Origin of the sequence: uncultured Tessaracoccus sp. (assembly GCF_947255005.1) — a bacterium.
GTDB lineage: Bacteria > Actinomycetota > Actinomycetes > Propionibacteriales > Propionibacteriaceae > Arachnia.
On record NZ_CAMYFI010000009.1, the window covers coordinates 23,405 to 46,358 of the forward strand.

The 22,954-nt window shown below is 64.7% G+C and carries 23 protein-coding genes; 16 read left to right on the forward strand and 7 right to left on the reverse strand.

The window, feature by feature from the left end:
* Window positions 1-51: 51 nt before the first annotated feature.
* From Q0X61_RS03435 to Q0X61_RS03445, 3 genes are read left to right on the forward strand one after another with little or no spacing between them, the layout of a single operon-like run.
* Window positions 52-789, forward strand: a complete 738-nt coding sequence (locus Q0X61_RS03435) for a hypothetical protein (protein WP_297740370.1) — start codon at window positions 52-54, stop codon at window positions 787-789.
* On the forward strand, window positions 790-2,013 hold the full coding sequence (gene xseA, locus Q0X61_RS03440; protein ID WP_297740372.1) for an exodeoxyribonuclease VII large subunit: 1,224 nt from the start codon (window positions 790-792) through the stop codon (window positions 2,011-2,013).
* Window positions 2,006-2,218 carry an exodeoxyribonuclease VII small subunit gene (locus Q0X61_RS03445; protein ID WP_297740374.1) on the forward strand — a complete coding sequence of 71 codons (213 nt, stop codon included), beginning with the start codon at window positions 2,006-2,008 and terminating at the stop codon, window positions 2,216-2,218. The genes xseA and Q0X61_RS03445 overlap by 8 nt, the downstream gene beginning before the upstream one ends.
* A 194-nt stretch (window positions 2,219-2,412) precedes the next feature.
* Here Q0X61_RS03445 and Q0X61_RS03450 read toward each other — a convergent pair whose 3' ends face one another.
* Both Q0X61_RS03450 and Q0X61_RS03455 read right to left on the reverse strand, forming a co-directional pair.
* A complete protein-coding gene (locus tag Q0X61_RS03450) occupies window positions 2,413-2,970 on the reverse strand; it encodes a DUF4245 domain-containing protein (RefSeq protein WP_297740376.1) in 558 nt (185 codons plus the stop codon).
* Between the two features lie 25 nt (window positions 2,971-2,995).
* Window positions 2,996-3,796, reverse strand: a complete 801-nt coding sequence (locus Q0X61_RS03455; RefSeq protein ID WP_297740378.1) for an isoprenyl transferase — start codon at window positions 3,794-3,796, stop codon at window positions 2,996-2,998.
* 98 nt (window positions 3,797-3,894) lie between these two features.
* On the opposite strand from Q0X61_RS03455, the gene Q0X61_RS03460 reads away from it, so the two are divergent.
* From Q0X61_RS03460 to Q0X61_RS03470, 3 genes are all read left to right on the forward strand, one after another.
* Complete coding sequence (locus tag Q0X61_RS03460; RefSeq protein ID WP_297740380.1) at window positions 3,895-4,578, forward strand: hemolysin III family protein; 684 nt, start codon at window positions 3,895-3,897, stop codon at window positions 4,576-4,578.
* A gap of 302 nt (window positions 4,579-4,880) precedes the next feature.
* On the forward strand, window positions 4,881-6,215 hold the full coding sequence (locus Q0X61_RS03465) for a PhoH family protein (protein WP_297740382.1): 1,335 nt from the start codon (window positions 4,881-4,883) through the stop codon (window positions 6,213-6,215).
* A 97-nt stretch (window positions 6,216-6,312) separates the two neighbouring features.
* Window positions 6,313-8,292, forward strand: a complete 1,980-nt coding sequence (locus Q0X61_RS03470) for a BCCT family transporter (protein ID WP_297740384.1) — start codon at window positions 6,313-6,315, stop codon at window positions 8,290-8,292.
* A gap of 445 nt (window positions 8,293-8,737) precedes the next feature.
* On the opposite strand, the gene Q0X61_RS03475 is transcribed toward Q0X61_RS03470, so the two are convergent.
* A complete protein-coding gene (locus Q0X61_RS03475; protein WP_297740386.1) occupies window positions 8,738-10,024 on the reverse strand; it encodes an MFS transporter in 1,287 nt (428 codons plus the stop codon).
* 73 nt (window positions 10,025-10,097) lie between these two features.
* On the opposite strand from Q0X61_RS03475, the gene Q0X61_RS03480 reads away from it, so the two are divergent.
* A complete protein-coding gene (locus tag Q0X61_RS03480) occupies window positions 10,098-10,691 on the forward strand; it encodes a winged helix-turn-helix domain-containing protein (RefSeq protein WP_297740388.1) in 594 nt (197 codons plus the stop codon).
* A gap of 132 nt (window positions 10,692-10,823) precedes the next feature.
* Here Q0X61_RS03480 and Q0X61_RS03485 read toward each other — a convergent pair whose 3' ends face one another.
* Both Q0X61_RS03485 and Q0X61_RS03490 read right to left on the reverse strand, forming a co-directional pair.
* On the reverse strand, window positions 10,824-12,833 hold the full coding sequence (locus Q0X61_RS03485; protein ID WP_297740390.1) for a thioredoxin domain-containing protein: 2,010 nt from the start codon (window positions 12,831-12,833) through the stop codon (window positions 10,824-10,826).
* A 57-nt stretch (window positions 12,834-12,890) separates the two neighbouring features.
* Window positions 12,891-14,831: a metallophosphoesterase gene (locus tag Q0X61_RS03490; RefSeq protein WP_297740391.1), complete on the reverse strand. Its 1,941-nt coding sequence runs from the start codon at window positions 14,829-14,831 to the stop codon at window positions 12,891-12,893.
* Window positions 14,832-15,178: 347 nt separating this feature from the next.
* Here Q0X61_RS03490 and Q0X61_RS03495 point away from each other — a divergent pair, with 347 nt between their 5' ends.
* The 5 genes from Q0X61_RS03495 to greA are packed head-to-tail and all read left to right on the forward strand — an operon-like array spanning window position 15,179 to window position 17,985.
* Window positions 15,179-15,850 carry a hypothetical protein gene (locus tag Q0X61_RS03495; protein WP_297740393.1) on the forward strand — a complete coding sequence of 224 codons (672 nt, stop codon included), beginning with the start codon at window positions 15,179-15,181 and terminating at the stop codon, window positions 15,848-15,850.
* Window positions 15,837-16,445: a hypothetical protein gene (locus tag Q0X61_RS03500; protein WP_297740395.1), complete on the forward strand. Its 609-nt coding sequence runs from the start codon at window positions 15,837-15,839 to the stop codon at window positions 16,443-16,445. Before Q0X61_RS03495 ends, Q0X61_RS03500 begins: the two co-directional genes overlap by 14 nt.
* A 17-nt stretch (window positions 16,446-16,462) precedes the next feature.
* Entirely contained in the window at window positions 16,463-17,047 is a 585-nt protein-coding gene (locus Q0X61_RS03505) for a rhomboid family intramembrane serine protease (protein WP_367270697.1), read from the forward strand.
* Window positions 17,044-17,445, forward strand: a complete 402-nt coding sequence (locus Q0X61_RS03510; protein WP_297740400.1) for a DUF4307 domain-containing protein — start codon at window positions 17,044-17,046, stop codon at window positions 17,443-17,445. The genes Q0X61_RS03505 and Q0X61_RS03510 overlap by 4 nt, the downstream gene beginning before the upstream one ends.
* A 24-nt stretch (window positions 17,446-17,469) precedes the next feature.
* The gene (greA, locus tag Q0X61_RS03515; RefSeq protein ID WP_297740402.1) at window positions 17,470-17,985 is read left to right on the forward strand and encodes a transcription elongation factor GreA; all 516 of its coding nucleotides are present in this window, start codon (window positions 17,470-17,472) and stop codon (window positions 17,983-17,985) included.
* A 159-nt stretch (window positions 17,986-18,144) separates the two neighbouring features.
* Here greA and Q0X61_RS03520 read toward each other — a convergent pair whose 3' ends face one another.
* Both Q0X61_RS03520 and Q0X61_RS03525 read right to left on the reverse strand, forming a co-directional pair.
* Window positions 18,145-18,591, reverse strand: coding sequence for a DUF2089 domain-containing protein (locus Q0X61_RS03520; RefSeq protein ID WP_297740404.1), 447 nt, complete (start codon window positions 18,589-18,591; stop codon window positions 18,145-18,147).
* 2 nt (window positions 18,592-18,593) lie between these two features.
* Complete coding sequence (locus Q0X61_RS03525; RefSeq protein ID WP_297740406.1) at window positions 18,594-19,382, reverse strand: hypothetical protein; 789 nt, start codon at window positions 19,380-19,382, stop codon at window positions 18,594-18,596.
* Between the two features lie 85 nt (window positions 19,383-19,467).
* Here Q0X61_RS03525 and Q0X61_RS03530 point away from each other — a divergent pair, with 85 nt between their 5' ends.
* From Q0X61_RS03530 to Q0X61_RS03550, 4 genes are all read left to right on the forward strand, one after another.
* Window positions 19,468-20,145, forward strand: coding sequence for a uracil-DNA glycosylase (locus tag Q0X61_RS03530; protein WP_297740409.1), 678 nt, complete (start codon window positions 19,468-19,470; stop codon window positions 20,143-20,145).
* A 124-nt stretch (window positions 20,146-20,269) separates the two neighbouring features.
* The gene (gene msrA, locus Q0X61_RS03535) at window positions 20,270-20,935 is read left to right on the forward strand and encodes a peptide-methionine (S)-S-oxide reductase MsrA (protein ID WP_297740411.1); all 666 of its coding nucleotides are present in this window, start codon (window positions 20,270-20,272) and stop codon (window positions 20,933-20,935) included.
* An 859-nt stretch (window positions 20,936-21,794) separates the two neighbouring features.
* Window positions 21,795-22,088, forward strand: coding sequence for a hypothetical protein (locus Q0X61_RS03545; RefSeq protein ID WP_297740414.1), 294 nt, complete (start codon window positions 21,795-21,797; stop codon window positions 22,086-22,088).
* Window positions 22,085-22,870: a hypothetical protein gene (locus tag Q0X61_RS03550; RefSeq protein WP_297740415.1), complete on the forward strand. Its 786-nt coding sequence runs from the start codon at window positions 22,085-22,087 to the stop codon at window positions 22,868-22,870. The genes Q0X61_RS03545 and Q0X61_RS03550 overlap by 4 nt, the downstream gene beginning before the upstream one ends.
* The last annotated feature ends 84 nt before the right edge of the window (window positions 22,871-22,954 follow it).

Below are 22,954 nucleotides of genomic sequence, written 5' to 3' on the forward strand. Positions count from 1 at the left end.
GCACAGTCTAGGTGCATTTTTCTGTCAGACCCCACGGCTAGGGTGGTGGGTATGCAAGCGCAGGAACTCACCACGCTCGGATTCGCCACCAATAACCCGACGAAGCTCCTCACCGACGCGGTCGCGACGGGGCATGTGCGCGGGCTGCAGAAAGTGCCAGGTTTCGACTTGGTCGGCGCCTTCACCGACCCGTCGGGAGCCAGGCTGTCGCTCATTCGTCGCAAGGGCCACGACGTCGTCGCCACGCCGGCGCTGGCCTCGTCGGAGGCACATCGGGCGGCGGTGTACCGCGTACGAAGCCAGCTCGCCCATGTGTCGTTCTTCCTCGACGACGAAGAAACGCTCGACGCCATCGTCGCCGTCGACGACCCAACGCAGTACCCCGAGCGGAATGCCCGAGATTCCAACTCATTCACCATCATCCAATCCTTCCGGCTCGGAGCCATCGGGTTGCGAGCCGACGTGTACGCCAATGAGGAGGAGTTCCTCGCGCGTCGTCCCGACGACGACCGCGCTTGGTCGTCGCGCTCGCTGGCATCACCGTCGGTGGCTGCCGAGGGCATTCTCTCCGACGGTGAGCTGTCGCCGCGGGCATTCGTCGGCTTCACGGTAGAGAGCGCTTGGAAGCGCACCAATGAGCTCACTGGCAAGGAGTTTTGGTACGGGGTAGGTCTGTCCAAGCTGCGGCTAGCGTTCGCGCTGCCAGCGAACTACGATGTCGAACCGGGCAACGTCGTGCTAGGCACGTTCTCGCTGACGGGCTCGTCGGGGCTCTGGGACGAGGCGTAGATGGCGCTCATGAGTTCCCGCGAAGCCCCGCAGCCGCTGGGGCGTATCGTCGAGGCGGTCGGCGATTGGGTCGGCCGCCTGGGTGAGGTCTGGGTGGAGGCGCAGATCGTCGAGCTGCGGCGTCGGGCGGCGCAGATCCAGTTCCTCACGTTGCGCGACGTCGACGCCGATTTCTCCTGCAGCGCCACCGCCACGGCCGCCGTGCTCGATGCGGCTGGCCCGTTGCCCGAGGGGTCGCGCGTCGTGGCGCGGGTGAAGCCCCGCCTGTACACGCCCACGTCGAGGTTCTCGTTCACCGTGCTGGAAATCCAGGTCGCGGGCGAAGGGCGGCTGCTCCTCGAGCTGGAGCAGCGCAAACGCAAACTCCAGGCTGAGGGGCTCTTCGACGTCAGCCGCAAACGCCCCATTCCGTTCCTGCCATCGATGATCGGCCTTGTCACGGGCCGAGATTCCGACGCGGAACGCGACGTGCTGCGCAACGTGGAGCTGCGCTGGCCGGGCGCGAGGTTCCGCGTCGAACATGCACTCGTGCAGGGCGCGCAGGCCGCCGCGTCCGTGATGCAGGCCCTCGCAACTCTCGACGACGACCCCGCCGTCGACGTCATCATCATCGCTCGCGGCGGTGGGTCGCTGGAGGATCTGCTGCCGTTCTCCGATGAAGGGGTCGTCCGAGCGGTCGCCAAGGCCCGCACACCCGTGATTTCGGCCATCGGGCACGAGCGCGACACCCCCATCCTCGACCTCGTCGCCGACCTCCGCGCGTCCACCCCCACCGACGCCGCGAAGCGCGTCGTCCCCGACGTGGTGCAGGAGCTCGCCGGCCTCGACGATGCCCGCGCCCGCATGCGAGCTGCAGTGGCCGGGCGCATCGACATCGAACAGCGTCGCCTCGACGAGCTCCGCTCGCGGCCCGTCATCACCGACCCCACCAGGGCATTCGCCATTCACGACGAGCGCCTCACCCTCCTGCGCCACCAGCTGCGCGGCAGCATTGATCGCCGAATCCGCGACGAAGCGTCCGAGTTGGGCAGGCTCCTCGCGACGGTGAGGGCCACGTCGCCGAAGCGCACCCTCGAGCGCGGGTATGCGGTGCTCGTCGGCAGCGACGGCGCCATCTCTTCCATCGCCGACGCCACCGTCGGCGAGCAGATCCACGCTTATCTGGCCGACGGCGAGCTCGGCCTCACCATCGACGAAGTCACCGAGAGGAACCGCAATGACTGATCAGCCCAAGCTCACCTACGAGCAGGCCCGCGAGGAGCTCGTCGAAGTGGTGAAGAAACTGGAGTCGGGCGGCGAGTCGCTGGCCGATTCCATGGCGCTGTGGCAACGCGGCGAGGAGCTCGCGAAGCTCTGTCAGGGCTTTCTCGACGGCGCCCGCGAGCAGGTGGAGAAGGCGCGGGCCGCGAAGCAGTCGAGCGACGAGTAGCGACGCCGCCGGGAGGGCCGGGCTCGATGGTTAAGCCGCGGGCGCTCCCCATCTCGACGGTTGAGCCGCGGGCGCAGCACGCGAGTCGAAACCCTGCAGCGGGAGTGGTTTCGATACGCGCCCCCGGCGCTACTCAACCACCGAAGAGGGACGGCCCGGCGGCTACTCAACCACCGGAAAGGAGCAGCCCGGCGCTACTCCACCGCCGGGGCGAGTGTCGTCGCGAAGGCCTTCACGGCGTCGACGTTGGTATCGGCGGCGATGACGGCTACCCAGCCGTCGCGCTTCGCGACGAGGCTGGTCGTGCGCCCGTCGGCGGATTCATACGATTTCCACTGCATCCCGGCGGCGTCGACGGTGTGCCCGGTCTCCTGCCCGTCGCGGGTGACGCGCCTGATGACGTTCTCGACGCCTCGGTCGCGCTGCTCAATGCCGTAGTACACCCCGTCTGGCCCCATGTAGCCCGCCATCCAGGTGTTACCGTCGGCCGGCTTGTTATCGATCCACTTCGCGCCGTCCTTCGCCCACGCAGATCGCACGGGTTTCCAGCCTTCGGGCAAGTGCTCGGCACGCAGCACTGGATAGGGAGCTTCCGCTTCGGCGCGCTGCAGGTCGGGCGCGATATCGATGGCCGCCACGTTCTCGTCGGGATTCATGGTGAAAAACGCGATGACAAGCACCAACGGAACGAGCAACACGCCCATGGAGAGGAACATGTCTTTCGCGCGTGACTTCGGATTCGGGCGGGCCATGGGCGCCATCTTCCCATGTCTGCAGTCAGCGGCCGAATCGTCGCTCGCGTTGCGTGAAGGAGCGCAGGGCACGCACGAAGTCGGTGCGCCGGAAATCCGGCCACAGCGCTTCGCAGAAATAAAACTCACTGTGCGCGGACTGCCACAGCAAGAACCCGGAGAGCCGCTGCTCGCCCGAAGTGCGGATGATGAGGTCGGGGTCCGGCTGACCCTTGGTGTAGAGGTGCCCAGAAATCTCGTTGATGTCGAGCGTGTCGGCCACTGTTTCGAGCGTCTCCCCCTGCGCCGCTTTACTACGTAGCAGTGAGCGAACCGCGTCGCGAAGCTCGTGACGTCCCCCGTACGAGCACGCGACGTTGACGTGCATGCCGCGGATGCCATCGGTGTCGGCGTCGGCCTTGCGAAGCGATTCAGCGATGTCGTCGGGCAGGAGGTCGAGCGCGCCGACGGCCTGCACGGGCCAGCGCTTCGTGGCCGCGAGGTCTTCGACGAGCTGGCGGATCACGTCGAGCAGCGGGCCGAGCTCCTCGTCGTTGGAACGCTGCAGATTGTCGGTACTGAGCACCCACAGAGTGACCACCTCGATACCGGCCTCGTCGCACCATTCGACGAATTCCTTGAGCTTCTCGGCCCCCGCGCGATAGCCCGCGACGAGCGGCTCCCCCGGCGCGTTGGCTCGCGCCCAGCGACGGTTACCGTCGGCCAGCACGGCGACGTGCTTGGGCAGGCGGCTGCGGTCGAGCCGGCCCAGCATCTGATTTTCATACGTGGCGTAGAGCCACTTCGGCGGCCGGCATCGTCCGAGAAGGCGACGAAGTCGGGACATGTACGCGATGATACTGCGCTCGGCGCTGCGCACTTGGCAGATCCGCGATACCGGAGTAACCTACGGATACGTAAGTTACGATCCCGTAGGTAGCGCGCATGACTATGACTGACTCCCACGCAACTGAACTCGACGCCCCCATCGACATGTCCTTGCCGAAGCCCGTGATGCGCGGCTGGCTGCACCTCGGCATGACGCCCCTCATTCTCATCTGCGGCCTGACACTCACCGCGCTCGCACCGGCGCTCGACATCCGGCTGGCCTGCGCGCTGTACACGCTCACCGCCGTGCAGCTCTTCGGCACCAGCGCCGCCTACCACCGCGGCAACTGGAAACAGAAAACGCTGGCGGTGTTTCGTCGGATGGATCACTCCAACATCTTCATCTTCATTGCCGGAACGTACACGCCACTAGCTGTTGCGCTCCTCGACGGCACGGCGCGCTGGAGCCTCCTGGCACTCATCTGGGGGCTCGCGATCGCGGGAGTCGCGTTCCGCATGCTCTGGCTCAGTGCCCCGCGTGCGCTCTACACCATCTTGTACGTAGCGATGGGCTGGGCCGCCGTCGGGTGGCTTCCGCAGCTCTGGGCAGCGGGCGGACCCGCCGTCGTGATTCTCATCATCGTCGGTGGCGTGGTGTACTCGCTCGGCGCGCTCGCCTACGGCACCAAGCGCCCCAAGATCAGCCCCAAGTGGTTCGGTTTCCACGAGGTGTTCCACTCCGCGACGATCCTCGCCGCCATCTGCCACAACGTCGCCATCTGGCTCGCCGTCTTCGCCTAGGCACCCTGCGCACCGCTGGGCAGGTGCAACCTGTGCGGCAACTGAGCGGATCAAGTCTCCCCTGCCTCACGACGGCGCCTCGTCGCAGCTAGGCAGGTGACACATGTTCCGGGACAGAGCCGCACAGGTTGCCTGTGCCCCCGCCCAGATGAACAGTGGGTAACGACGCGCGTGTCGACGCGGCCAGACGCCGCCAACCGCTACTGTTCGAGACATGGAGAGAACCTCCAGGTTGATGGAACCCAACCCCTAACCACCACGGGGGCCTGGGACGAGCCCGCCCCCTGCGAAGGGAGCAAGCAGTGCTCGACGTCACCGCCCACGAATCCGTAGGCCAGCCCACCGCGCAACACGAGGCCATCCGCACCTACGTGATCGACACCTCCGTCCTGCTATCCGACCCGAAAGCCGTACTGCGCTTTGCTGAGCACAACGTGGTGCTGCCGCTCGCCGTCATCACAGAACTCGAGGCGAAACGCCACCACATGGAGCTCGGCTATTTCGCCCGCCAGGCGCTGCGTCTCCTCGACGAGCTGCGTATCAAGCACGGCCGCCTCGACGCGCCCATCCCCATCAACGACGAGGGCGGCAACCTCAGCGTCGAACTCAACCACACCGACGAGTCAACGCTGCCAGTCGGCTTCCGTCTGGGCGACAACGACACCCGCATCCTCGCCGTCGCAATCAACTACGCGAACGAGGGCCACGACGTCGTGCTGGTCTCCAAAGACCTCCCGCTCAGGGTGAAAGCCGCCGCGGTGGGGCTCGCCGCCGAGGAGTACCGCAACGAACTCCCCCTCGAAGCCGGCTACAACGGCATGGCCCAGCTCGACGTGACCGACGACGAAGTCAGCGCGGTCTACCACGACTTCGCCGCCGACGTTGAAGCGGCCATAGGCCTCCCCGTGCACTGTGGTGTGCAGCTGCACGGGCCGACGTCGAAGGTGCTCGGCAGAGTCACGTCCGACGGCAAGGTGCGCGAGGTCAAGCAAGACCGCGAGGTGTTCGGCATCAGGGGAAGGTCTGCCGAGCAGCGCGTGGCGCTCGATCTCCTGATGGACGAGTCCATCGGCATCGTCTCGCTCGGAGGCCGCGCCGGCACCGGCAAGTCGGCGCTGGCACTCGCCGCCGGGCTGGAACAAACCCTTGAGCAGCGCAAACACAGCAAGGTGATGGTCTTCAGGCCCCTCTACCCCGTCGGTGGTCAAGAGCTCGGCTACCTACCCGGCTCCGCTGAGGAGAAGATGCAACCCTGGGGCCAGGCGGTGTTCGACACGCTCTCGTCGGTCACCAACAAGTACGTCATCGACGAGATCATCGCCGAAGAAATGATCGAAGTGCTGCCGCTCACCCACATCCGCGGGCGATCGCTGCACGACTGCTTCGTGATCGTCGACGAGGCCCAGTCGCTCCAGCGCAACGTGCTGCTCACGGTGCTGAGCCGCATCGGTCAGAACTCGCGCGTCGTCCTCACCCACGACATCGCGCAGCGCGACAACCTCCGCGTCGGCCGCTACGACGGCATCGTCGCCGTGATCGAGAAACTCAAGGGCAACCCGCTCTTCGCTCACGTCGCGCTGCAACGCTCGGAACGCTCAGAGATCGCGGGGCTCGTCGCCGACATGCTCGACGGCTGAGCGCCCGCACGTCGGCCGGTGGAGGACGCGCCGCTGCCCGGACGAGCCGTTCGATAAGGTGACAACGAATCGTCCACGACACAAGGACATGGTCCACATGGCAAGCAACCCCGACACTCCCTCCTCCGACGACGCCCGCTCGGCCCCCGGCCCCCGGCCAGCCGCGCCTCCACGTCGCACCGCCGCGGCAGCCGCCCGCGCCACCGCTCGTCGCGCAGGGCAGGTGTTCAAGGAGATGGGCTACCCGCACGGGATCCATCCCGCGCTCGTGCCGGGGGTGAGTATCGAGGATCAGAAAGTGCGCTACGGCGTTGACAAGGTGATCCTCGTCGTCGTGGGCGTCGCGATCGCCGCGTTCGTCTCGTGGGGCGTCATCGCTCCGGAGAATGTGCTCGCCACCTCCACGGCCGGACTCAGTTGGATCATGACGAACCTGGGCTGGATCTTCAACAGCCTGGCGATCGGCATGGTGATCTTCCTGCTGGCCATCGCCATCTCGCGCTTCGGCAGGATCCCGCTCGGCCTCGACGGCGAACCGGCCGAGTACTCCACCATCTCTTGGGCGGCGATGCTCTTCGGCGCAGGCATCGGCATCGGCATCATCTTCTTCGGCCCACTCGAACCCCTCACCTACTACCTCTCACCGCTGCCTGGCCTCTACGAGCCGGCCACCGTCGAAGCTGTGAAGGGGGCGCTCGCGCAGGCGGCACTGCACTGGGGCCTCAACGCATGGGCGATCTACGCGATCGTCGGGCTCGCCGTCGCCTATGTCTCCTACCGTAAGGGCCGTGTACCGCTGATGAGCTCCATCCTCACCCCCTTGTGGGGCGGGGATTCCAAAGGGCCGGGGGCGCGGATTATTGACGGCCTGGCGATCATCGCGACGTTGTTCGGCACCGCCGCGAGCCTCGGCATCGGAGCCCTGCAGATCGCTGGCGGTTTCGAGCTCGTTACCGGCTGGTCGCCTGCAGGGAACGCACTCGCACTCGGCATCATCGTGCTGCTCACCATCGGCACCATCATCTCGGCGGTCTCCGGCGTGGCGAAGGGCATCCGCTGGCTGTCCAACATCAACCTCGTCCTGGCCGTCGGGCTCGCCATCTTCTTCTTCGTGGTCGGCCCGACGGTGTTCCTGCTGAACGTCATCCCGGGCGTGATCGTGCAGTACTTCGGCACGATGCCCGAGATGCTCGCCGCCACCACCGCCGACAGCGAAGAGGTGCGCACGTTTCTCTCGAGCTGGACCACGTTCTACTGGGCGTGGTGGGTGAGCTGGGCACCGTTCGTCGGCGTCTTCACCGCAAAGATCTCCCGAGGCCGGACCGTACGGCAGTTCATCTTGGGTGTGCTGCTGATTCCCTCGAGCATCATCGTGCTCGCGTTCACGATCCTGGGTGGCACCACCATCTGGTTGCAGCGCGCTCACGGCACCCTCGCCCCCGGCAACGACCCCGCCAACATCCCCGCTCCCGAGGAGGTCTTCTTCAAGGTGCTGGGTGAGATCGACGGCGGCAGCATCATCATTCCGCTGGTGATGGTGATGCTCGCGGTGTTCTTCATCACCACCTCCGATTCAGCCTCGCTGGTCAACTCGCAGCTCTCCCAGGGCGGCAACCCGAACCCGAACAAGCTCATCACCGCCTTCTGGGCCCTCTGCATGGCCGGGATCGCCATCGTGATGCTGCTCATGGGCGGTCGCGACGCGCTGCAGGGCCTGCAAAACCTCATCACCATCACCGCACTGCCCTTCGCCGTGGTGTTGGTACTCATGGCCATCGCGCTCGTGAAGGAAATGCGCATGGATCCGCTGGTGATCCGTCGCAGCTACGAGCGGGCGGCCGTGGAGAAGGCCGTCCGGCACGGCATCGCGGAGCACGGCGACAACTTCGAGATCATCGTCGCGCCCGTCTCAGCAGACAGCGAGCGCGCAGTGGGCGCAGACTTTGACTCCACCGCGGAGGAGGTCACGGACTGGTACGCCCGCACCGACGAGGACGGCAACCCCGTCGCCTACGACTACCAGACCGGCACCTACCCCGACGATCCCCCGCCTCCCGAGGACAAGACCGACGCGTGAGCGATCTGTCGTGAGCGATCTGTTCAGCCCGGGGGGCACAAAAATACTGACCGTGATCGTCAACGCCCACCATGTTGGAACAAAAACCTAAGGCGGTCGGTGCCATTGGTATGCCGCTATGGCTCTGGCCTCGATGATCGAGACCACACACCACCGGGCCTTGGACCGCTTCCACCTCCAAAGCGGGATATACGGTAACTGTCGTCGCCCGTCTTGAACCCATCACTTGGGATATGGGTGATGGCTCCTCGCCCATTACGTGCAAAGATTTGAAGAGCCTCCATCCGAATTCCATGCACCGAGAGACCCCGGTCGTATGCGGGAAACAGTCGGGTTACGAGCGGCAAGGCATCAGTCAGGGATGCGTCATTCCGCTTCACGTCACCGCCCAAGAAACCCTCAAGATCGGCGAACTTCAGGCTGTGATCACCAATCCCAAACACAATTAGGCGTTTGCATGATGTTGCCACTGGTCGGGACGAGGGAGGCTGCGAAAGTCACTGGTGAGGGCGAGGGTGAGTGCCCCGCACAGCATGGCCGCGACGAACACTGTGATGGTGAAGCCATAGCCCATGGTGTCGAGTCCGACGCCGGCAATGAGTGGCGCGAACGGGATGAACATTGAATTGAGGAGTCCGGCAGCTGAGCTGATGGCCCCCAGTTGATCGTCGGGGATCTGGGAGATTGCCCATCCCGAAGCGGCGGAATTAAAGACTGGTAGTGCGATCGCGGCGCCTGCGACAACGATGAGAATGCCAGCGAAGCTGCGCACTGCGACGAGCAGCACCAGAACCGAACAAGCACATCCGATCGCAATGATGCAGAGGACACCGGTAGGGAATCGCTTCACAATGTTTCCGGCCAGCACCGAGCCCAGGATCATGCCGATAGCCAACGCCGTAGAAACTAGGCCAATTCGAGCCTGGTTCTCGCCCGAGACGGCAAGATGTAGCACAACGGTCTGGAGACTTCCCGCAGCAGCAAGTGACAACACCGCCGCGATAACGAGCACGACCGTGATCGTGCGCCGCTCCATGAGCCAGTCGTAGCTTTGCTTGAGCTGTCCAAGCGGTGACCCATGCGGTTTGCCGTCGAGGGTGGGTTTGAGGTCGGCTTTGATCGCGCGAACGCATCCCCAAGCCAGGGCATGTCCGATGGCCTGAACTGCGTACGGTGCCCAGAGTGTAAGCGCCACGAGCGATCCGCCAACGGGCCCGGAGATGAGTCGCAGGGCGCCGTCTCGAGCTTCGTTTGCGGCCAGTGCCTGGGGGAGCTGCGATGACGGAACCAGGCGCCGCAATGCTGGCGTAGAGACTGATCCGAAGATGCCTGCACGTATTCCCGCCAATACGCCGAGTGCGGCCAAAACGGCAGGGGAGAGCAGGTTCGAGAAGAAGAGCACAATCCCTGTGAGCCATAGCACTGTGCCGTATCGGTGACCTATCAGGAGTAATTGTTTGCGGTCGTATCTGTCGGCCAGTAGGCCGCCAGGAAGCATGCAGACAGTTGCAGCGAGTGCGGTCGCGGCAGCGATGCCGCCCGAGATGCTCAGTGATCCTGTGACGGCGAGAGCGATGAGTGGGGCTGCGAAGCTGTTGATCGCAGCGCCGGCATCGGCTGCGACGTCTGAGACAAACCACTTGAGGTACTCAGGATTCTTACGAAGGGCAACGACGGTGGCGTCGTCGGCGCCAGTGTCGTCGGAAATGGCAGTGGAGTTGGAACTCGTCATGCAACGGAAGACTACATGCGCAACGTTTCTTGCGCAATATAAGTTGCGCAAATAATGTGGCTAGACTATTCGCATGGCAACCGATCCGTCACGTGTATTGAAGGCAATCGCCAGCCCAGTGCGAATGCAGATCCTGCAGGAACTCGGTTTCCGAGATGGCCGAGCAAGGGTGACGGACGTCGCAGATGCGCTTGGGGTCGCGCCAAACTCGATTTCGTACCACATGGGGGAGCTTGCAAAGGCGGGCGTGGTGGAAAAGGTCGAAACCCCGGGTAACCGGGATGCGCGCGAAACTTGGTATAGCATCTGCGGCGGAGGCGTCGCCCTGGACTTTGAGCATCCGGAAGGCGAGGCGCAGCTTCCCTCGTTGGTTGATTCGCTCTACGAGGCGAAGTCGAATTCGAGCGTTGTTGCCCGCTATCGACGCGCCGCCGTCGAGGCTGAGCATGTGCCGGAGGAGCGTCTATTGGGGGCTACGAATGTCCTTCGATTAACCCCAGAAGAACAAGAGGAGTTCTACGCGTCGATTCGCAGTCTGGTTGCGCAGGTACGCCAGTCATCAGAACGTAATCAAGCAGATCTGCGGGCGGGTGTCTCGTCGAGCGACGACACCAGCCAGGTATTTTTCGATCTCAACGTGTTCCCCGTGGTTGACCCTAGTTCGTGAACTGCGACGTGCGTTGGTCCCTCAGAAGTCACAATCTGTGAGATTTGTTTCGGTTCTCCGCAACAGATCTCACAGTTTGTGGTCGTTGCCAGCGCAGGGGGCAACGGTGAACCCTTCCGCCTGCTGGGCAGCTCACACCCGGCTCCACAGCGGCGTCTTGAGCTCGCGGTAGTCGTCGACCGGGTCGAAGCACTGCGTGCCCCGGCACACCCAGACCCCGCGCTCACTGCGCCCTTCGAGATGGTTTCCCCAGCCTGGGGTACCCGACGGAGCCGTCAGCACCGCTGACCCCGCGGGTGCCAGTCGCCATGCAGCGCGGGCGAGTTCGTCGAACGGGTCGTCGCTCACGACGGTGGCTACGGCAGGCTTCAAACCGCGGCGGGCCTCGTCGGAGATGAGGAGGTCTTGCAGCGCGGCCCCGGCAAAGGCGGGGTTCTCGGCGACGGTGCCCCACGTGGTGCGGGCGGCGAGATTGGCGCGTTCGACGAAGTCAGGACGCTCTGCGAGCAATCCGACGTGGCGCAGCGCCGCGATCATCGCGCTCGTGCCCGACGGGGTGACGTTGTCGGTCACCGACCGGGCGCGACGAAACAGCCCGGCGTCCACCGCGTCGTAGAAGCCTCCGTCGTCGGCTGCGAACCGCTCCAGTCCGGCCTCCAGCAGCTGCACCGCGTGGTCCAGCCACGCGCGCTCCCCCGTCGCTCCGGCGAGCATCGAGAACGCCTCGGCCACCGCGCCGTAGTCCTCGGCGCCGCCATCAGCCGAGGACGCCTCGCCAGCGTACGACGACCGCCTGAGCCCACCGTGGACGAGGTGCACCCGCACCAGATACTCCGCGGCGCGGCGCGCCAGCTGCAGCCACTCGGGCTCGTTGAACACCAGCGCCGCCCAGATGAGCGACGAGATCGTCCACCCGTTCCAGGACGCGACGATGAGGTGGTCGGTGGCGGGCCTGAAGCGCTGTTCACGCTCGGCGAGCAGCGCGTCACACACCTTCTGCAGCCGGTCGAACTGCGGACGCCCGCGCAGCTGCAGCGTCGAAAGCCCGTGCTCGAAGGTGCCCTGCGTGGTGACGTGGAACACGTCGGCGGCCCAGTTGCCGTCGTCCTCACCGAGCGCGTCGACGAGCAGATCCGGGTTCCAGAGGTAGAAGATGCCCTCGTGCACCGAGCTGCGGATGTCCGACGAGTCGGCGTCGAGCCCCGCGACGAAAGCGCCGTCGTCGGTGGTCATCTCGCGGGCGAGGAACTCGACGATGCCGTACGCGGTGCGCTCGAGCAGTGCGCGCAGGCCCGCGTCGTGGTCGGCGGTGCGACGCCATCCGCGCACGTAGGCGCCCAGCAGCAGCGCGTTGTCATACAGCATTTTCTCGAAGTGCGGCACCACCCAGCCGGCGTCGACGGAATACCGGTGGAAGCCGCCGCCCACCTGGTCGTGGATGCCGCCTCGAGCCATGGCTTCCAGGGTGCGCTGCGCGAGCTCGAGCGATCGTCGATCTCCCTTCACGAGCAATGCGTCGATGAGCGTGGGCGCGGGGAACTTCGGCGCACCACCGAAGCCACCATGGACGTGATCGAAGGCAGCTTCGATGGCGTCGATGGCCTCGCGGAGATCCGGGGCGTCGTCGGCCACCTCGACGGTGATGCGCTCCAGCTGTTTCGCGATGTACTCACCCGTCGACGTGAGCTGGTCGCGCTGCGTCTTCCAGCTCTGCACCATCGCGGTGAGCACCTGCGTAAACGACGGCTGCCCAGGCGCGGGTTCCGCCGGGAAATAGGTGCCGGAGAAGAACGGGAGCCCGTCGGGGGTGAGGAACAGCGTCATGGGCCACCCGCCCGCGCCGCCGTTCATGGCTTGGGTGACCGTCATGAACACGGCATCGATGTCGGGGAGCTGCTGCCTATCGACTTTCACCGGCACAAAGTGGTGGTTGATGATCTTCGCGGTCTCCACGTCGTCGAACGATTCTTCGCTCATCACGTGGCACCAGTGGCACGACGCGTATCCGATGGACAACAGGATGGGCACGTCGCGACGAGCCGCCTCGGCCAGGGCTTCGTCGCCCCATTCCCACCAGTCGACCGGCTGCCCGGAGTGGAGGCGGAGGTAGTCGCTGGCGGATTCTGCGAGACGGTTCACCATGCACGCAAGGCTAGCGGTGGCGAACGAGTGGCGCCGCGACATGCAAGGCGGCACATGTCAATTGCCGGTGTCGGGAAGTCCCGGACGCTGGGTGGGCGCGCAACGCGTGCCCTCCTTGCCGGGCTGCTCCGGTTCGGGCTTCGTCGGCAGCGGCACCACCTCGTTCGGAACCAGCGTGACCTTGTCGAACAGCGTCACCTTCTGGAGCGTCGCACCGACGGGAGCCCGCCAGCTCGACAGTTCACCGGTGCCGGAATCGAAGATCTGGAACGCCATTTGGAAGTTGTCCGACAGGTACGGCATCGGGTCGCCCTCTGTGAACGACTCCGGTGCGAGGTTGGGCACCTCGGGTTGGAGACCGCCGGGGTTATCGAACACGGGATAGTTCTCCGACTTCCACGGTGCATCCGGCACATGTCGCCGCTTGCCGTTGCGAGTCGTATAGGCACCGTAGGTGTTGCCCGTATTGGATCCTTCCATGTAATGCGTGACCCCATTGGCCGCGGTGAAGCGGTTCCACAAGTGGGAGTGACCGTTCAGCACGAGCTGCACGCCAGCATCTTCGAGCAACGGCGCAAGGTCCGTGACCAACGCATTGCGGGACTGCTCGTACTCGTAGCGCACACCGACGAGGTTGCCGCTCGCGTCGCGCTCCTCGATCCGCTCTGGATCGCTGAAGACCGGGTTCACGTTGTCACCAAGCCCGTGCGGACCCTCATGGAGCTGGACGATGGTGTAGGCGTAAGCCTTCCGCTCGGGCGAGAAGAGCTCAGCCTTCAGCCACTCGTACTGGGGGCTGCCTTTGGCCAGCGTCTCGAAAATGAAGTCGCCGTAGCCTTGCGCGAGCGGATCGTCCAAGTGCTGCGCCGCCTCTTGGTAGCGGCTGTTCGCCTTGCGCTCCGCAGGATCGGCATTGTTGTCGATCCAACGCCAGATGCGCGTCGAGTACAGCGTGATGATGCGGGTGTTGCCCACGGTCGTTGCGTACCACCGGCTGTGCCCCGAACCAGAGTCGGGGAGCGTGAAGACCTCTTCGTACGTGCGGGTGCTGAACGAGTTGTTCTCGATCCAACGCTCCTTGTCGGAATCCGAGAGCTTCAACCCGCGCGCCTCATACGCCTCCGTCGCCACCTCGCGCGGCACCGGCGCATTGAACGAAGTGTTCAATGCAGCCACACCGTCGATGCGCCCCTGCACCTCATGGTTGCCGATCGCCGGGAACATGGGCGTGTTCTGCACGATCGCAGCACCCTTCCCGACGACGCCTCCACGGTCGACGCGGCTGGCGGTACCCTGCAGCACCCGGAAGAACGCTGAGCTGCGAGTGTCGTCGAACCATTCGGAAGCCCGATCGGGGATGTTCACTAGATCGCCGGCGACGAGCACCGCGTCGAGCGCCCCCATCGTCTGCGCGGCGAGTTGGAGATTCGTCGCGGTGTTCTGCATCGCCTGATGATCGCTGGTGAGCATGATCCGCGCCCCGACCCCCGCAGGCAGCGCGGGTGCCAAGGTGTACACTGCGGAGAGGGCCACCTCCCCGTCCGACACGGACACGACCCGGTACTTGTGCCGAGCGACGGTGAGACCTGCCACCTTCGCCTCGTGACGACGAATCACACGACGGACGATGCCCTCGCTTTCCGCTGGCGGGTTCTCGATCTGGGACTTGCTGTCCTCGGCGGTGCGGCTCAGCGTCGACGTGGTGGCCTTGACAGCCCACACACCGTCGGGCAGCTTGCCCACGTCGAAGGAGGAAGCCTTCAGGGAAGTCACACCGTCACCGACCAGCACCCAGTGCACACTCGCCGAGGGAAGCTCGGTGAACCAGACCACGCACACGGAATCTGCACCGGGGAGTTGGAGGAAGGGATCGGTGAGGAGCGAGACCGCCTCCGAGGTGCGTTCCTGGGTGTCCGCAAATCCGTACTGGGCAAGGGCGCCCACCGCGGTGGCGCCGAAGGTCATGGCGAGGAGGTGTCGTCTGGAGATGCTCGTCATGTTGAGAACTCAAACAAAGACTGGTTACCCAGTGCTGACAGTTGCGTGAACTCTCGGGAAATGCATCCTGCATACATTGCTCGCACGTCGGGCAGAAGATGCGGAGCAGGGCACCACCTCCGCAATTGGTGGTTGACGCGCTCGATTCTCTCCCGGCGCTCAGCCCGCCCGCTCACCGGCGCGCCCTCTGGCTCACGCCGCTGCATCCTGCCCTCGGCACGAAACCCAAGGCGCTGCGCTTGACCTTACTGCCAAGTGGGTATTGATTCCCAAACCCTACCCACGTAGAGTCTGGGTCACGGCGGTGCTGGGGATAGCTCCAGCACCATGAACGAGACGAGGCGCTCATGACGTTGTTTCGGAAGACCATCAAAGTAGCCGTTGTCGTGATCGGGCTGATTTCGCTGGGGGTTGGAGACACCGCCAATGCGCAAACCCCATCCCAGGACTTGGTTTGTGCGGACCTTGCGCACAAGATGGAGAGTGACGCAGCCTTGGCCAACGACGTTTCGAAGGTCGTCACCGCATTGGAAGACGCCCACGCAACTCCGGACGAGGTGGCCAAGGCGATCATGAACACGCTCCCTCCCGAGAAGGCTAACAAGCTTGGAGTGCAGATCTCCATGGCAGTCAGTGAATCCGCTGTGTCAAGCACCCCCCAAGCACTCATCCCGCCGCTGCAAGTCGCCTCGGTTTGTTTTCGACCCATCACTTTCTACGGGGAAGTCAACTGGGGTATTTCCAATCCCGGCGGCGGTTCGAATCTATTCTCCGTCCTGCCCGAAAGCAGCCCGAAACTCATCTGGGCCACAGGAAGCAACCAGCACATCGATGGCATTTACCGAAGGGCTTGGGGACGATGCAACGCCATCAAGGTTCAGGACGGTGCGACCGTCACCGTTACTTCGGCCACTGGCCCGATGACTGTCTGCATCAACGCCGCCATGTACTTGACGGGCAGCCGCGTCTTCGCAATCAATAGCTGCAGGGATTCGTATTTCCCCGATGCTCCCCTCTGAAGCCAAGAAGCCCCCCACCGAGCCACCGACACGGGGCCTGCTGACCCGGCCTCTGGGTGTGGCGTCGACGCTGATCGTGCTGCTCCTGCTCGTCGCGGTGTGGGCTCCACTGCCTTGGCAAACGTACGCTGCGGACCAGCTCGCGGTGAGGGTCGCGCTCTTGCTCTGGGTCATGGGATTGGGCACGATCCTGACGTGGAGCCTCGTGCGTCACCGCTGTGGCGCGCGGGAGTGGATCGTCGCGGGCGGTATCGGCCTCGTCCTCGGCGCTGCACAGACGATGCTCTCCCCCAACGCGGTTCCCGGCTGGCCGAGCGCGGTGGAAGGCGCGCTGCCGCCTGTGCTGTACACGCTCCTGCCGCTGCTGCTGATGGCCAGCCTTCGAGTCTCGACGCACTCCGCGCCGCAGGCGATCGTCGCACTGGTGCTCGCCCTGCTCGGCGGGCTGTTCCTCGCCATCCCGTTCGGCATGCTGCTGGCCGGCACGAGCAGCGGGGCCGATGTCGTCGACGGCTCGCTGCTGCGCCCCGCGCTACTGGGCACGGCCCTCTTCGGGGCAGCCTGCTTGATGTGCCGTGCGAGACTGGAGTCATGAGCACGCCACAGACCACCATGCAGCCCACACTCGCACAGGCCACCGTGGTCAACGGCGGGCTCGTCGCCGGCATGTGGGGGCTCGAAGTCGTCGACTACGCCACGCTCCACAGCCTCGACCAGTTCGGCATCACGCCGCGCAACTTCGGCGACTTCTTCGACATCTTCCTCGCGCCCTGGCTGCACTTCGGCTGGGCGCACCTGATCTCCAACTCGGTGCCATTCCTCGTGCTGGGCACGCTCATCTACATCTCCGGCAGGGCCGAGTATCTGAAGACGCTGTTCGTGACGATCGTCGTCTCAGGGCTCACGGTGTGGCTGTTGTCCCCAACGGGCACCAACACCGCCGGAGCGTCCGGGGTGGTCTTCGGATTCCTCACCTACCTGCTGGTGCGCGGCTTCTTCACGAAGAAGATTGGGCAGATCCTGCTTGCAGTGTTGGTGTTCCTGCTCTACGGCGGCGTGCTCTGGGGTGTGCTGCCCACCGCCGCTGGCATCTCCTGGCAAGCCCACCTGGGCGGCGCCGGGGGCGGTCTGCTCTCCGCGTGGCTCATGCACGGCGGAAACACGCAACCAGCCCGCAGCACGGGGGCTCAGCGATGACCGTCGACGAGGAACGTATCGCGCGGCGCTACCCCAAGCGATCCGTGGGTGACTACCTTATCTACGGCGGGCTCGCCGTCGGTATTGGCGTCGCGATGGTGCTCACGGTGATCTCGGCGTGGCACCACTCCACCCCGCCGATCGAAGCGATGGTGCGAAGCTTCACCGTCGACTCCCCCTCGCAGATCACCGTCGACTTGGTGGTGCAACGCTCCGACCCGTCCAAACCGGCGCAGTGCAAACTCGTCGCGCAAGCCGACTCCTATGAAGAGGTCGGGGAGACGACGGTGAACGTCCCCGCCGCCAGCGACAAGGTCAAGGGCTACACATTCACAGTGGCGACGGTGAAGGAGCCCGCTGCGGTCGACCAACGTGGGTGCACGATCGTCGGTGGATAGACCCGCAGGTGATAGGGTTGCGGAATGTCCGAAAACACTGAGGCAACAGCCACCGACGTCGTGTGGCTCACCCAAGAGGCCTACGACAAGCTTGAATCCGAGCTCAACGAATTGAAAACCGTCGGTCGCCCCGAGGTGAGCGCGCGCATCGCCGCCGCCCGTGAAGAAGGCGACCTGAGCGAGAATGGCGGCTACCACGCCGCCCGCGAGGAACAGGGCCAGATGGAGGCCCGCATCGCCCAGCTTGAAGACCTGCTGCGCCGAGCCCAGGTGGGCGAGGCAGCCGGCCACCCAGACGAGGTCGCGCCCGGCAAACTCATCACCATCGCATTCGACGGCGACGAGGACGACACCGACACGTTCCTCCTCGGCTCGCGCGAGGTACTGGGCGTCGACGACTCCGTCGACTATGCCGTGTATTCACCGCAAGCTCCGCTCGGCGCGGCGGTCACCGGCGCGAAGGTGGGCGACGAAGTCAGCTACAAGGCGCCCAACGGCAACACCATCCACGTCACCATCCTCAAGGTGGAAAACCTCTAACCCGCACGAAGTAGGACATGCGAAGGGGCCGCGCCGAGGATCATCCCGGCGCGGCCCCTTCGCATGTCTGCCGTTACTCGACTGCGCGCACTCCAGATGAGAAACATAGCTCTCGACAGGGCGTTTTCGGCATCTGGCGTGCGCTCAGTCGCACATTCGTCATCCGTCCGCCAGCAGTTTCGCCGCCTGAGTGGCCGAGACGTCACCGGCGGCGACGCGCTCCAAGAGGTCGTCCTGTTCCGCGACGGGAGTGCCGTACTCGCTGTCGGCATCTTCCTCGCTCCACTCCTCTGCGCGCTGCGGCATGGGGCCGCGGAGTTCTTCATCGGCGCGCGGTGTGAGCCCGAGCTTGGTGAGCAGCCCGTCGTAGCGGGAGCGCGCCGTCGGGTAGGAAACGCCGAGGTGCTTCTCCACCTCGCGCAGGTTGCCGCGTGACGCGAGGAACACCCTCAGCAGGTCGAGTTCGGTCTCGTCGAGCACGTCGAACTCTGTGCCGGAAAACTCGCCGTGCAGCTCGGTGCCGCACTGCCGGCATCCCTTGCTGATGATGATGAGTTCGTCGCCGCACACCGGGCAATCCGACGGCGCGTGGTAGGTCTTCGTCATGCTCACTCCTCCACTTTCAGCGTGGCCATGCCCATCACGACGCTCAGGTTCAGCCGGGCTGCGCCATTACCGACGACGTACTCGTCAACATCCGACGACTCACTCGGCCAGTTGATGCGCCCGAGCTTGGTCTCCCCCGTCACCGACACGTTCGCGCCGGGTGTCAGCACCACGGTCATGGCGCCTGATTCCACCCGGAGCTTCGAGCGCCCCTGGCTGATGGGCCCTTCGACGGTAACCCCGCCCGCTTGCGCGAGCAGATCCTGCACCTCAACCGCGTCCTCGATCGAACAGTTCGCGCCCGTGACCCGCACCCGCCCGAGGCGCGGCAGATTGCGCACCTTGAGGCCGCCCGTCGTGATCTCGACGTCGACCATGAGCTTCGGGTTCACCTTCACGAGCAGCTCCTTGCCGAGCGCGATGTCGCTCAGGTGCTCCCGCGTGCGTGGCGGGCGGATGAGGGAGAACCCGTCGAATCTCGGCCCGAGCTCGCCGGTGGCGTTGATCTCCAGCACCGTGCCCGTACGTCGAAGCACGTGCTCGCCCTCGACGCTGAGCGTCGCCACCTGCGAGTCGCCCTCGATGCGCACCCGCCGGCCCGTGGCCTGAATCTGCACGCGCTCCAGCCCGCCGTTTCGCGCCTGCGCGCCCTCCGCTGACGGCTGTTCCCACGCTTCTTCCGCGGCCTTCGCTACCTGCTTGAGCTCTTCGATGCGGCGACGGGCCTCGTCGGCGGTGATCTTGCCCTCGGCCAAGTCGTTCAGGATAGGTTCAAAATTCAGCTTCGCCATATTGCATATTGTAAAGGGCAACTTTCCATTCTGGAAGGTTTTGCTGATCTCGACGAGACGAGCCCGGCGTGGCAGAGTGTTGAGCATGCCCGCGCCACTTTCAGACCTCATCGCACCCGACTGGGCAGAAGCGCTCGCCGATGTCGAGCCGCAGATTCACCAGATGGGCCAATTCCTTCGCGGCGAGCTCGCAGCCGGTCGCGGCTATCTGCCCGCAGGCCCCGACGTGCTGCGCGCCTTCACCCTCCCGCTGGCCGACGTGCGCGTGCTCATCATCGGGCAAGATCCCTACCCGACGCCGGGGCACGCCGTCGGGCTGTGCTTCTCCGTCGCCCCCGACGTTCGCCCCATCCCGAAGTCGCTCATCAACATTTACAAGGAGCTTTACGACGACCTGGGCATTCCCCCGGCTCCGCACGGCGACCTCACCCACTGGTTCGAGCAGGGCGTACTGCTGCTGAACCGCTCGCTCACCGTACGGCCAGGCGCGCCGGCGTCGCATCGCGGCAAAGGCTGGGAGGCGGTGACAACGCGCGCCGTCCAGGCGCTAGCCGACCGCGGCGGGCCGCTCGTCGCGCTGCTGTGGGGCCGCGACGCGCAGCAAGCCGAGCGCCTCTTGCCCGGCGTGCCCGTAATCAAGTCGCCGCACCCGTCGCCGCTGTCTGCCCACAACGGGTTCTTCGGCTCCCGCCCATTCTCGAGGGTGAACCAGGCGCTCGAGGCGCAGGGTGCGCAGCCGATCGATTGGCGCATTCCGGCGTAGCAAACTGCAAAACTCGCCAACAGTGCGTTGCCTCCCCCGTTTTTCGGGCACTTGTGAGCTTCTGTTGGCGAGTTTTGCAGTTCTGCGCCGGGTACCCGCTTGCGCGAGGTGCCACACTGGCCCCATGGACATTGATGTGATGGGCTGGCTGCAGCGCAACTGGAAACCGACGATGGTCTCCCCCGACGAGGCCCTCCCCGGCCGCGATGAGCCAGTGCTGAGCCCCATCCCTCGTCACGAAGTATTCGGCATCCCCCTCGACGAGGTTCCCGCCGGCTGCGAGGTGGCGTACTTCGCGCTCGGTTGTTACTGGGGCGAGGAGCGTATGTTCTGGAACACCGACGGCGTGGTGAACACCGCCGTCGGATTCATGGGCGGGTTCACTCCCAACCCCACCTACCAGGAGTCATGCACCGGCGACACCGGCCACACCGAGACGGTGCAGGTGGTCTTCGACCCGTCGCGGATCACCTACGACGACCTGCTGCGCATCTTCTGGGAAGCCCACGACCCCACCCAGCTCAACCGCCAGGGCAACGACATCGGCACCCAGTACCGCTCCGCGATCTTCCCGGTCGACGAGGAACAACAGGCAGCAGCAGAGGCGTCGAAGCAACGCTTCCAGACTGCGCTGACGAAGGCCGGCTACGGCGAGATCACGACGGAGATCACGCCCGGCCAACGGTTCTACTACGCCGAGGAGGAGCACCAGCAGTACCTCCACAAGAATCCAGCGGGGTACGCGTGCGACCATCGGACTGGAGTCTCATGCTCACCAAATGACGTATGACCCTGGTCCCAGATTGCACTTTCGCCGCATGCCCGAACATTCACTGATATACGCTTCGGACATGAAGCACACAAGTGGGGCTACAAGCACCCTGACGAGAACTCGCGTCGCCCTGATGACACTCCTTACGCTTGCACTCGCGGCTCTGGCCGCCACTTTCCCAACGGAAGCAAGCGCAGCTGGGCCCTGTAAAGTCACGGGATACACCATCCATGCACAACTGCAGATGTCGACCCGCGATATCAGCAAGAGCGAAGTCGAAGCTTCAGTCAGGGTCAACTGCTCACGCGGTAGATGGCAGCCCACCCAGAAGACTTGGATTTACCAAGGAAGTTCCTTTCAGTCTCCAAAACGACCTGCTGTCGTTATGAACGCTCAGGGCGTCGTCGTTACTGCCTGGTGGCCAACGGGGTCAGGAGGCGGAGGGGCCGGCTCTTGGGGTATCCCGGTGGCTCCTGAACTGCTATGATCCGATATCAACTTGCTGCCCGAGTCGACTACGACCGTAGCTGCAACGCCGCGATGGTAACCTTCGAGGATTCTCAGGTAGCTGCCCCAACCACCGATTATCCCATCTTCGGACCAGCGGGCGAGGTAGAGGCTGTAGTCACCTTCAATGCGGCTGGAGTGATCTTAGGAATCGAACTTCTCAATGCATCTGTGCAACTGCCTCTCCCACGAACGACTACCGACCAGCCGACGCCACCAATGCCCTCGTAGACCATGACTGCTTTCATAACTGTTGGGGAACCCCGACGGCTACTGTCCCGTGCACGCCACGGGCGTGAAATGCGGGCCGAGCGAGGACTGACTTCGCGTCACGCTCTTCCGCGAAGCTTCACTCAAGGTAGGCACGGCCATGCATCATCAGGTGTTCAACGACGCCGCGGCACGCACTCTCCTGCGAGTGCTCTCGTGTGAGCACATAGCCATCCGAAGCGTTCGCCTGGCTACGGACCCGGAGATCACCGTGCTCATCCCAGACAGCGAGCTCTACAAACGATACGTGGCCCAACTCGCCCCGGATGATGAGTCACTCGCCGAGGTTCACCTCCAAGAACAGCTCAGTGGGTGGTACGGAGATGATGAGGGCGCCGTGACTCTCGAGCTTGTAGAGGACGCAGACGGGCACATCGATTGGATGAGAACGTGACCACCAGCGGCCACCCCAGTCCCGTCATGGAGCTCCTGCTCGAGGAGCGTTCCGACCCAGGCGACGCACTGTCGTGGCAGCTCGCCTTGGGGGCAGTGGTGGACTCCCTTCCTTGGATGGGCGACGAGCCGTTCGAGCCCTATGCCGGCACTGCGCGACCGATGCCCCCGCTGCCGCCGTTCATCGTCGAGCTGTGGTCTCAGCCATACGCTCCAGCCCGGCAGGTCGAACTCGGCACGCCTGAATTTCTACGGCTTACGAACTCCCCCGTCGTCCAACCGTCGACGAGCGCACGCTGGTTCACCCTCCCAGCCCAGCCACAAGGGCCTTGCTTGCAAACCACGACCGGCCCCTGGCTTGGAGCCCCGTCAGTAGCTGCCTTCGGTATGGAAGATTCGCACATCCAGACCGGCCCAGATTGGTTCGACGAGATGCAAGCGAGGGCGATCGTCCCCACCTTCGACGCGCGCGTCGCTGAAATCGATAGCCCCGAGGCTTGGGTTCGGCTGGTCGAGCGATTCCCGTCCATGTTCGACCACAAAGTCGACGTGCACAGCTACCAGCACGACTTGGCCCACTGGTTTTCAGGCCACACCCTGTATGAGCCCCACTGGCCGAGCGTCGCGCAACACTACGACGCCATCCACCTCACCCAGCTGGCGTATGTGCAGTGCGCGTATGCCCCCATTCCCTGCCTCGATGGCGTCACGACCATCACAGGCTGGGGCCCAGACGTCACCGTCTGGCTTCGCCATCCCCACGGAAGTCAGCGAGCGAGCTGAATGCCGCACCACACCCGTCAAAGTGTGAGATCTGTTGCGGAAACCCGTAACAAATCTCACACTATGACGCCTCACGCAGCTGGG

What these genes read in the sequence shown, in the direction of transcription:
- xseA (WP_297740372.1), top strand. Translation starts at nt 790, where the DNA reads ATGGCGCTCATGAGTTCCCGCGAAGCCCCGCAGCCGCTGGGGCGTATC.
- greA (WP_297740402.1), top strand. Translation starts at nt 17,470, where the DNA reads ATGTCCGAAAACACTGAGGCAACAGCCACCGACGTCGTGTGGCTCACC.
- Q0X61_RS03510 (WP_297740400.1), top strand. Translation starts at nt 17,044, where the DNA reads ATGACCGTCGACGAGGAACGTATCGCGCGGCGCTACCCCAAGCGATCC.
- Q0X61_RS03505 (WP_367270697.1), top strand. Translation starts at nt 16,463, where the DNA reads ATGCAGCCCACACTCGCACAGGCCACCGTGGTCAACGGCGGGCTCGTC.
- Q0X61_RS03480 (WP_297740388.1), top strand. Translation starts at nt 10,098, where the DNA reads ATGGCAACCGATCCGTCACGTGTATTGAAGGCAATCGCCAGCCCAGTG.
- Q0X61_RS03520 (WP_297740404.1), bottom strand. Translation starts at nt 18,591, where the DNA reads ATGACGAAGACCTACCACGCGCCGTCGGATTGCCCGGTGTGCGGCGAC.
- Q0X61_RS03460 (WP_297740380.1), top strand. Translation starts at nt 3,895, where the DNA reads ATGACTATGACTGACTCCCACGCAACTGAACTCGACGCCCCCATCGAC.
- Q0X61_RS03475 (WP_297740386.1), bottom strand. Translation starts at nt 10,024, where the DNA reads ATGACGAGTTCCAACTCCACTGCCATTTCCGACGACACTGGCGCCGAC.
- Q0X61_RS03530 (WP_297740409.1), top strand. Translation starts at nt 19,468, where the DNA reads ATGCCCGCGCCACTTTCAGACCTCATCGCACCCGACTGGGCAGAAGCG.
- Q0X61_RS03525 (WP_297740406.1), bottom strand. Translation starts at nt 19,382, where the DNA reads ATGGCGAAGCTGAATTTTGAACCTATCCTGAACGACTTGGCCGAGGGC.
- Q0X61_RS03470 (WP_297740384.1), top strand. Translation starts at nt 6,313, where the DNA reads ATGGCAAGCAACCCCGACACTCCCTCCTCCGACGACGCCCGCTCGGCC.
- Q0X61_RS03485 (WP_297740390.1), bottom strand. Translation starts at nt 12,833, where the DNA reads ATGGTGAACCGTCTCGCAGAATCCGCCAGCGACTACCTCCGCCTCCAC.
- Q0X61_RS03495 (WP_297740393.1), top strand. Translation starts at nt 15,179, where the DNA reads ATGACGTTGTTTCGGAAGACCATCAAAGTAGCCGTTGTCGTGATCGGG.
- Q0X61_RS03490 (WP_297740391.1), bottom strand. Translation starts at nt 14,831, where the DNA reads ATGACGAGCATCTCCAGACGACACCTCCTCGCCATGACCTTCGGCGCC.
- Q0X61_RS03455 (WP_297740378.1), bottom strand. Translation starts at nt 3,796, where the DNA reads ATGTCCCGACTTCGTCGCCTTCTCGGACGATGCCGGCCGCCGAAGTGG.
- Q0X61_RS03500 (WP_297740395.1), top strand. Translation starts at nt 15,837, where the DNA reads ATGCTCCCCTCTGAAGCCAAGAAGCCCCCCACCGAGCCACCGACACGG.
- Q0X61_RS03445 (WP_297740374.1), top strand. Translation starts at nt 2,006, where the DNA reads ATGACTGATCAGCCCAAGCTCACCTACGAGCAGGCCCGCGAGGAGCTC.
- Q0X61_RS03435 (WP_297740370.1), top strand. Translation starts at nt 52, where the DNA reads ATGCAAGCGCAGGAACTCACCACGCTCGGATTCGCCACCAATAACCCG.
- msrA (WP_297740411.1), top strand. Translation starts at nt 20,270, where the DNA reads ATGGACATTGATGTGATGGGCTGGCTGCAGCGCAACTGGAAACCGACG.
- Q0X61_RS03450 (WP_297740376.1), bottom strand. Translation starts at nt 2,970, where the DNA reads ATGGCCCGCCCGAATCCGAAGTCACGCGCGAAAGACATGTTCCTCTCC.
- Q0X61_RS03545 (WP_297740414.1), top strand. Translation starts at nt 21,795, where the DNA reads ATGCATCATCAGGTGTTCAACGACGCCGCGGCACGCACTCTCCTGCGA.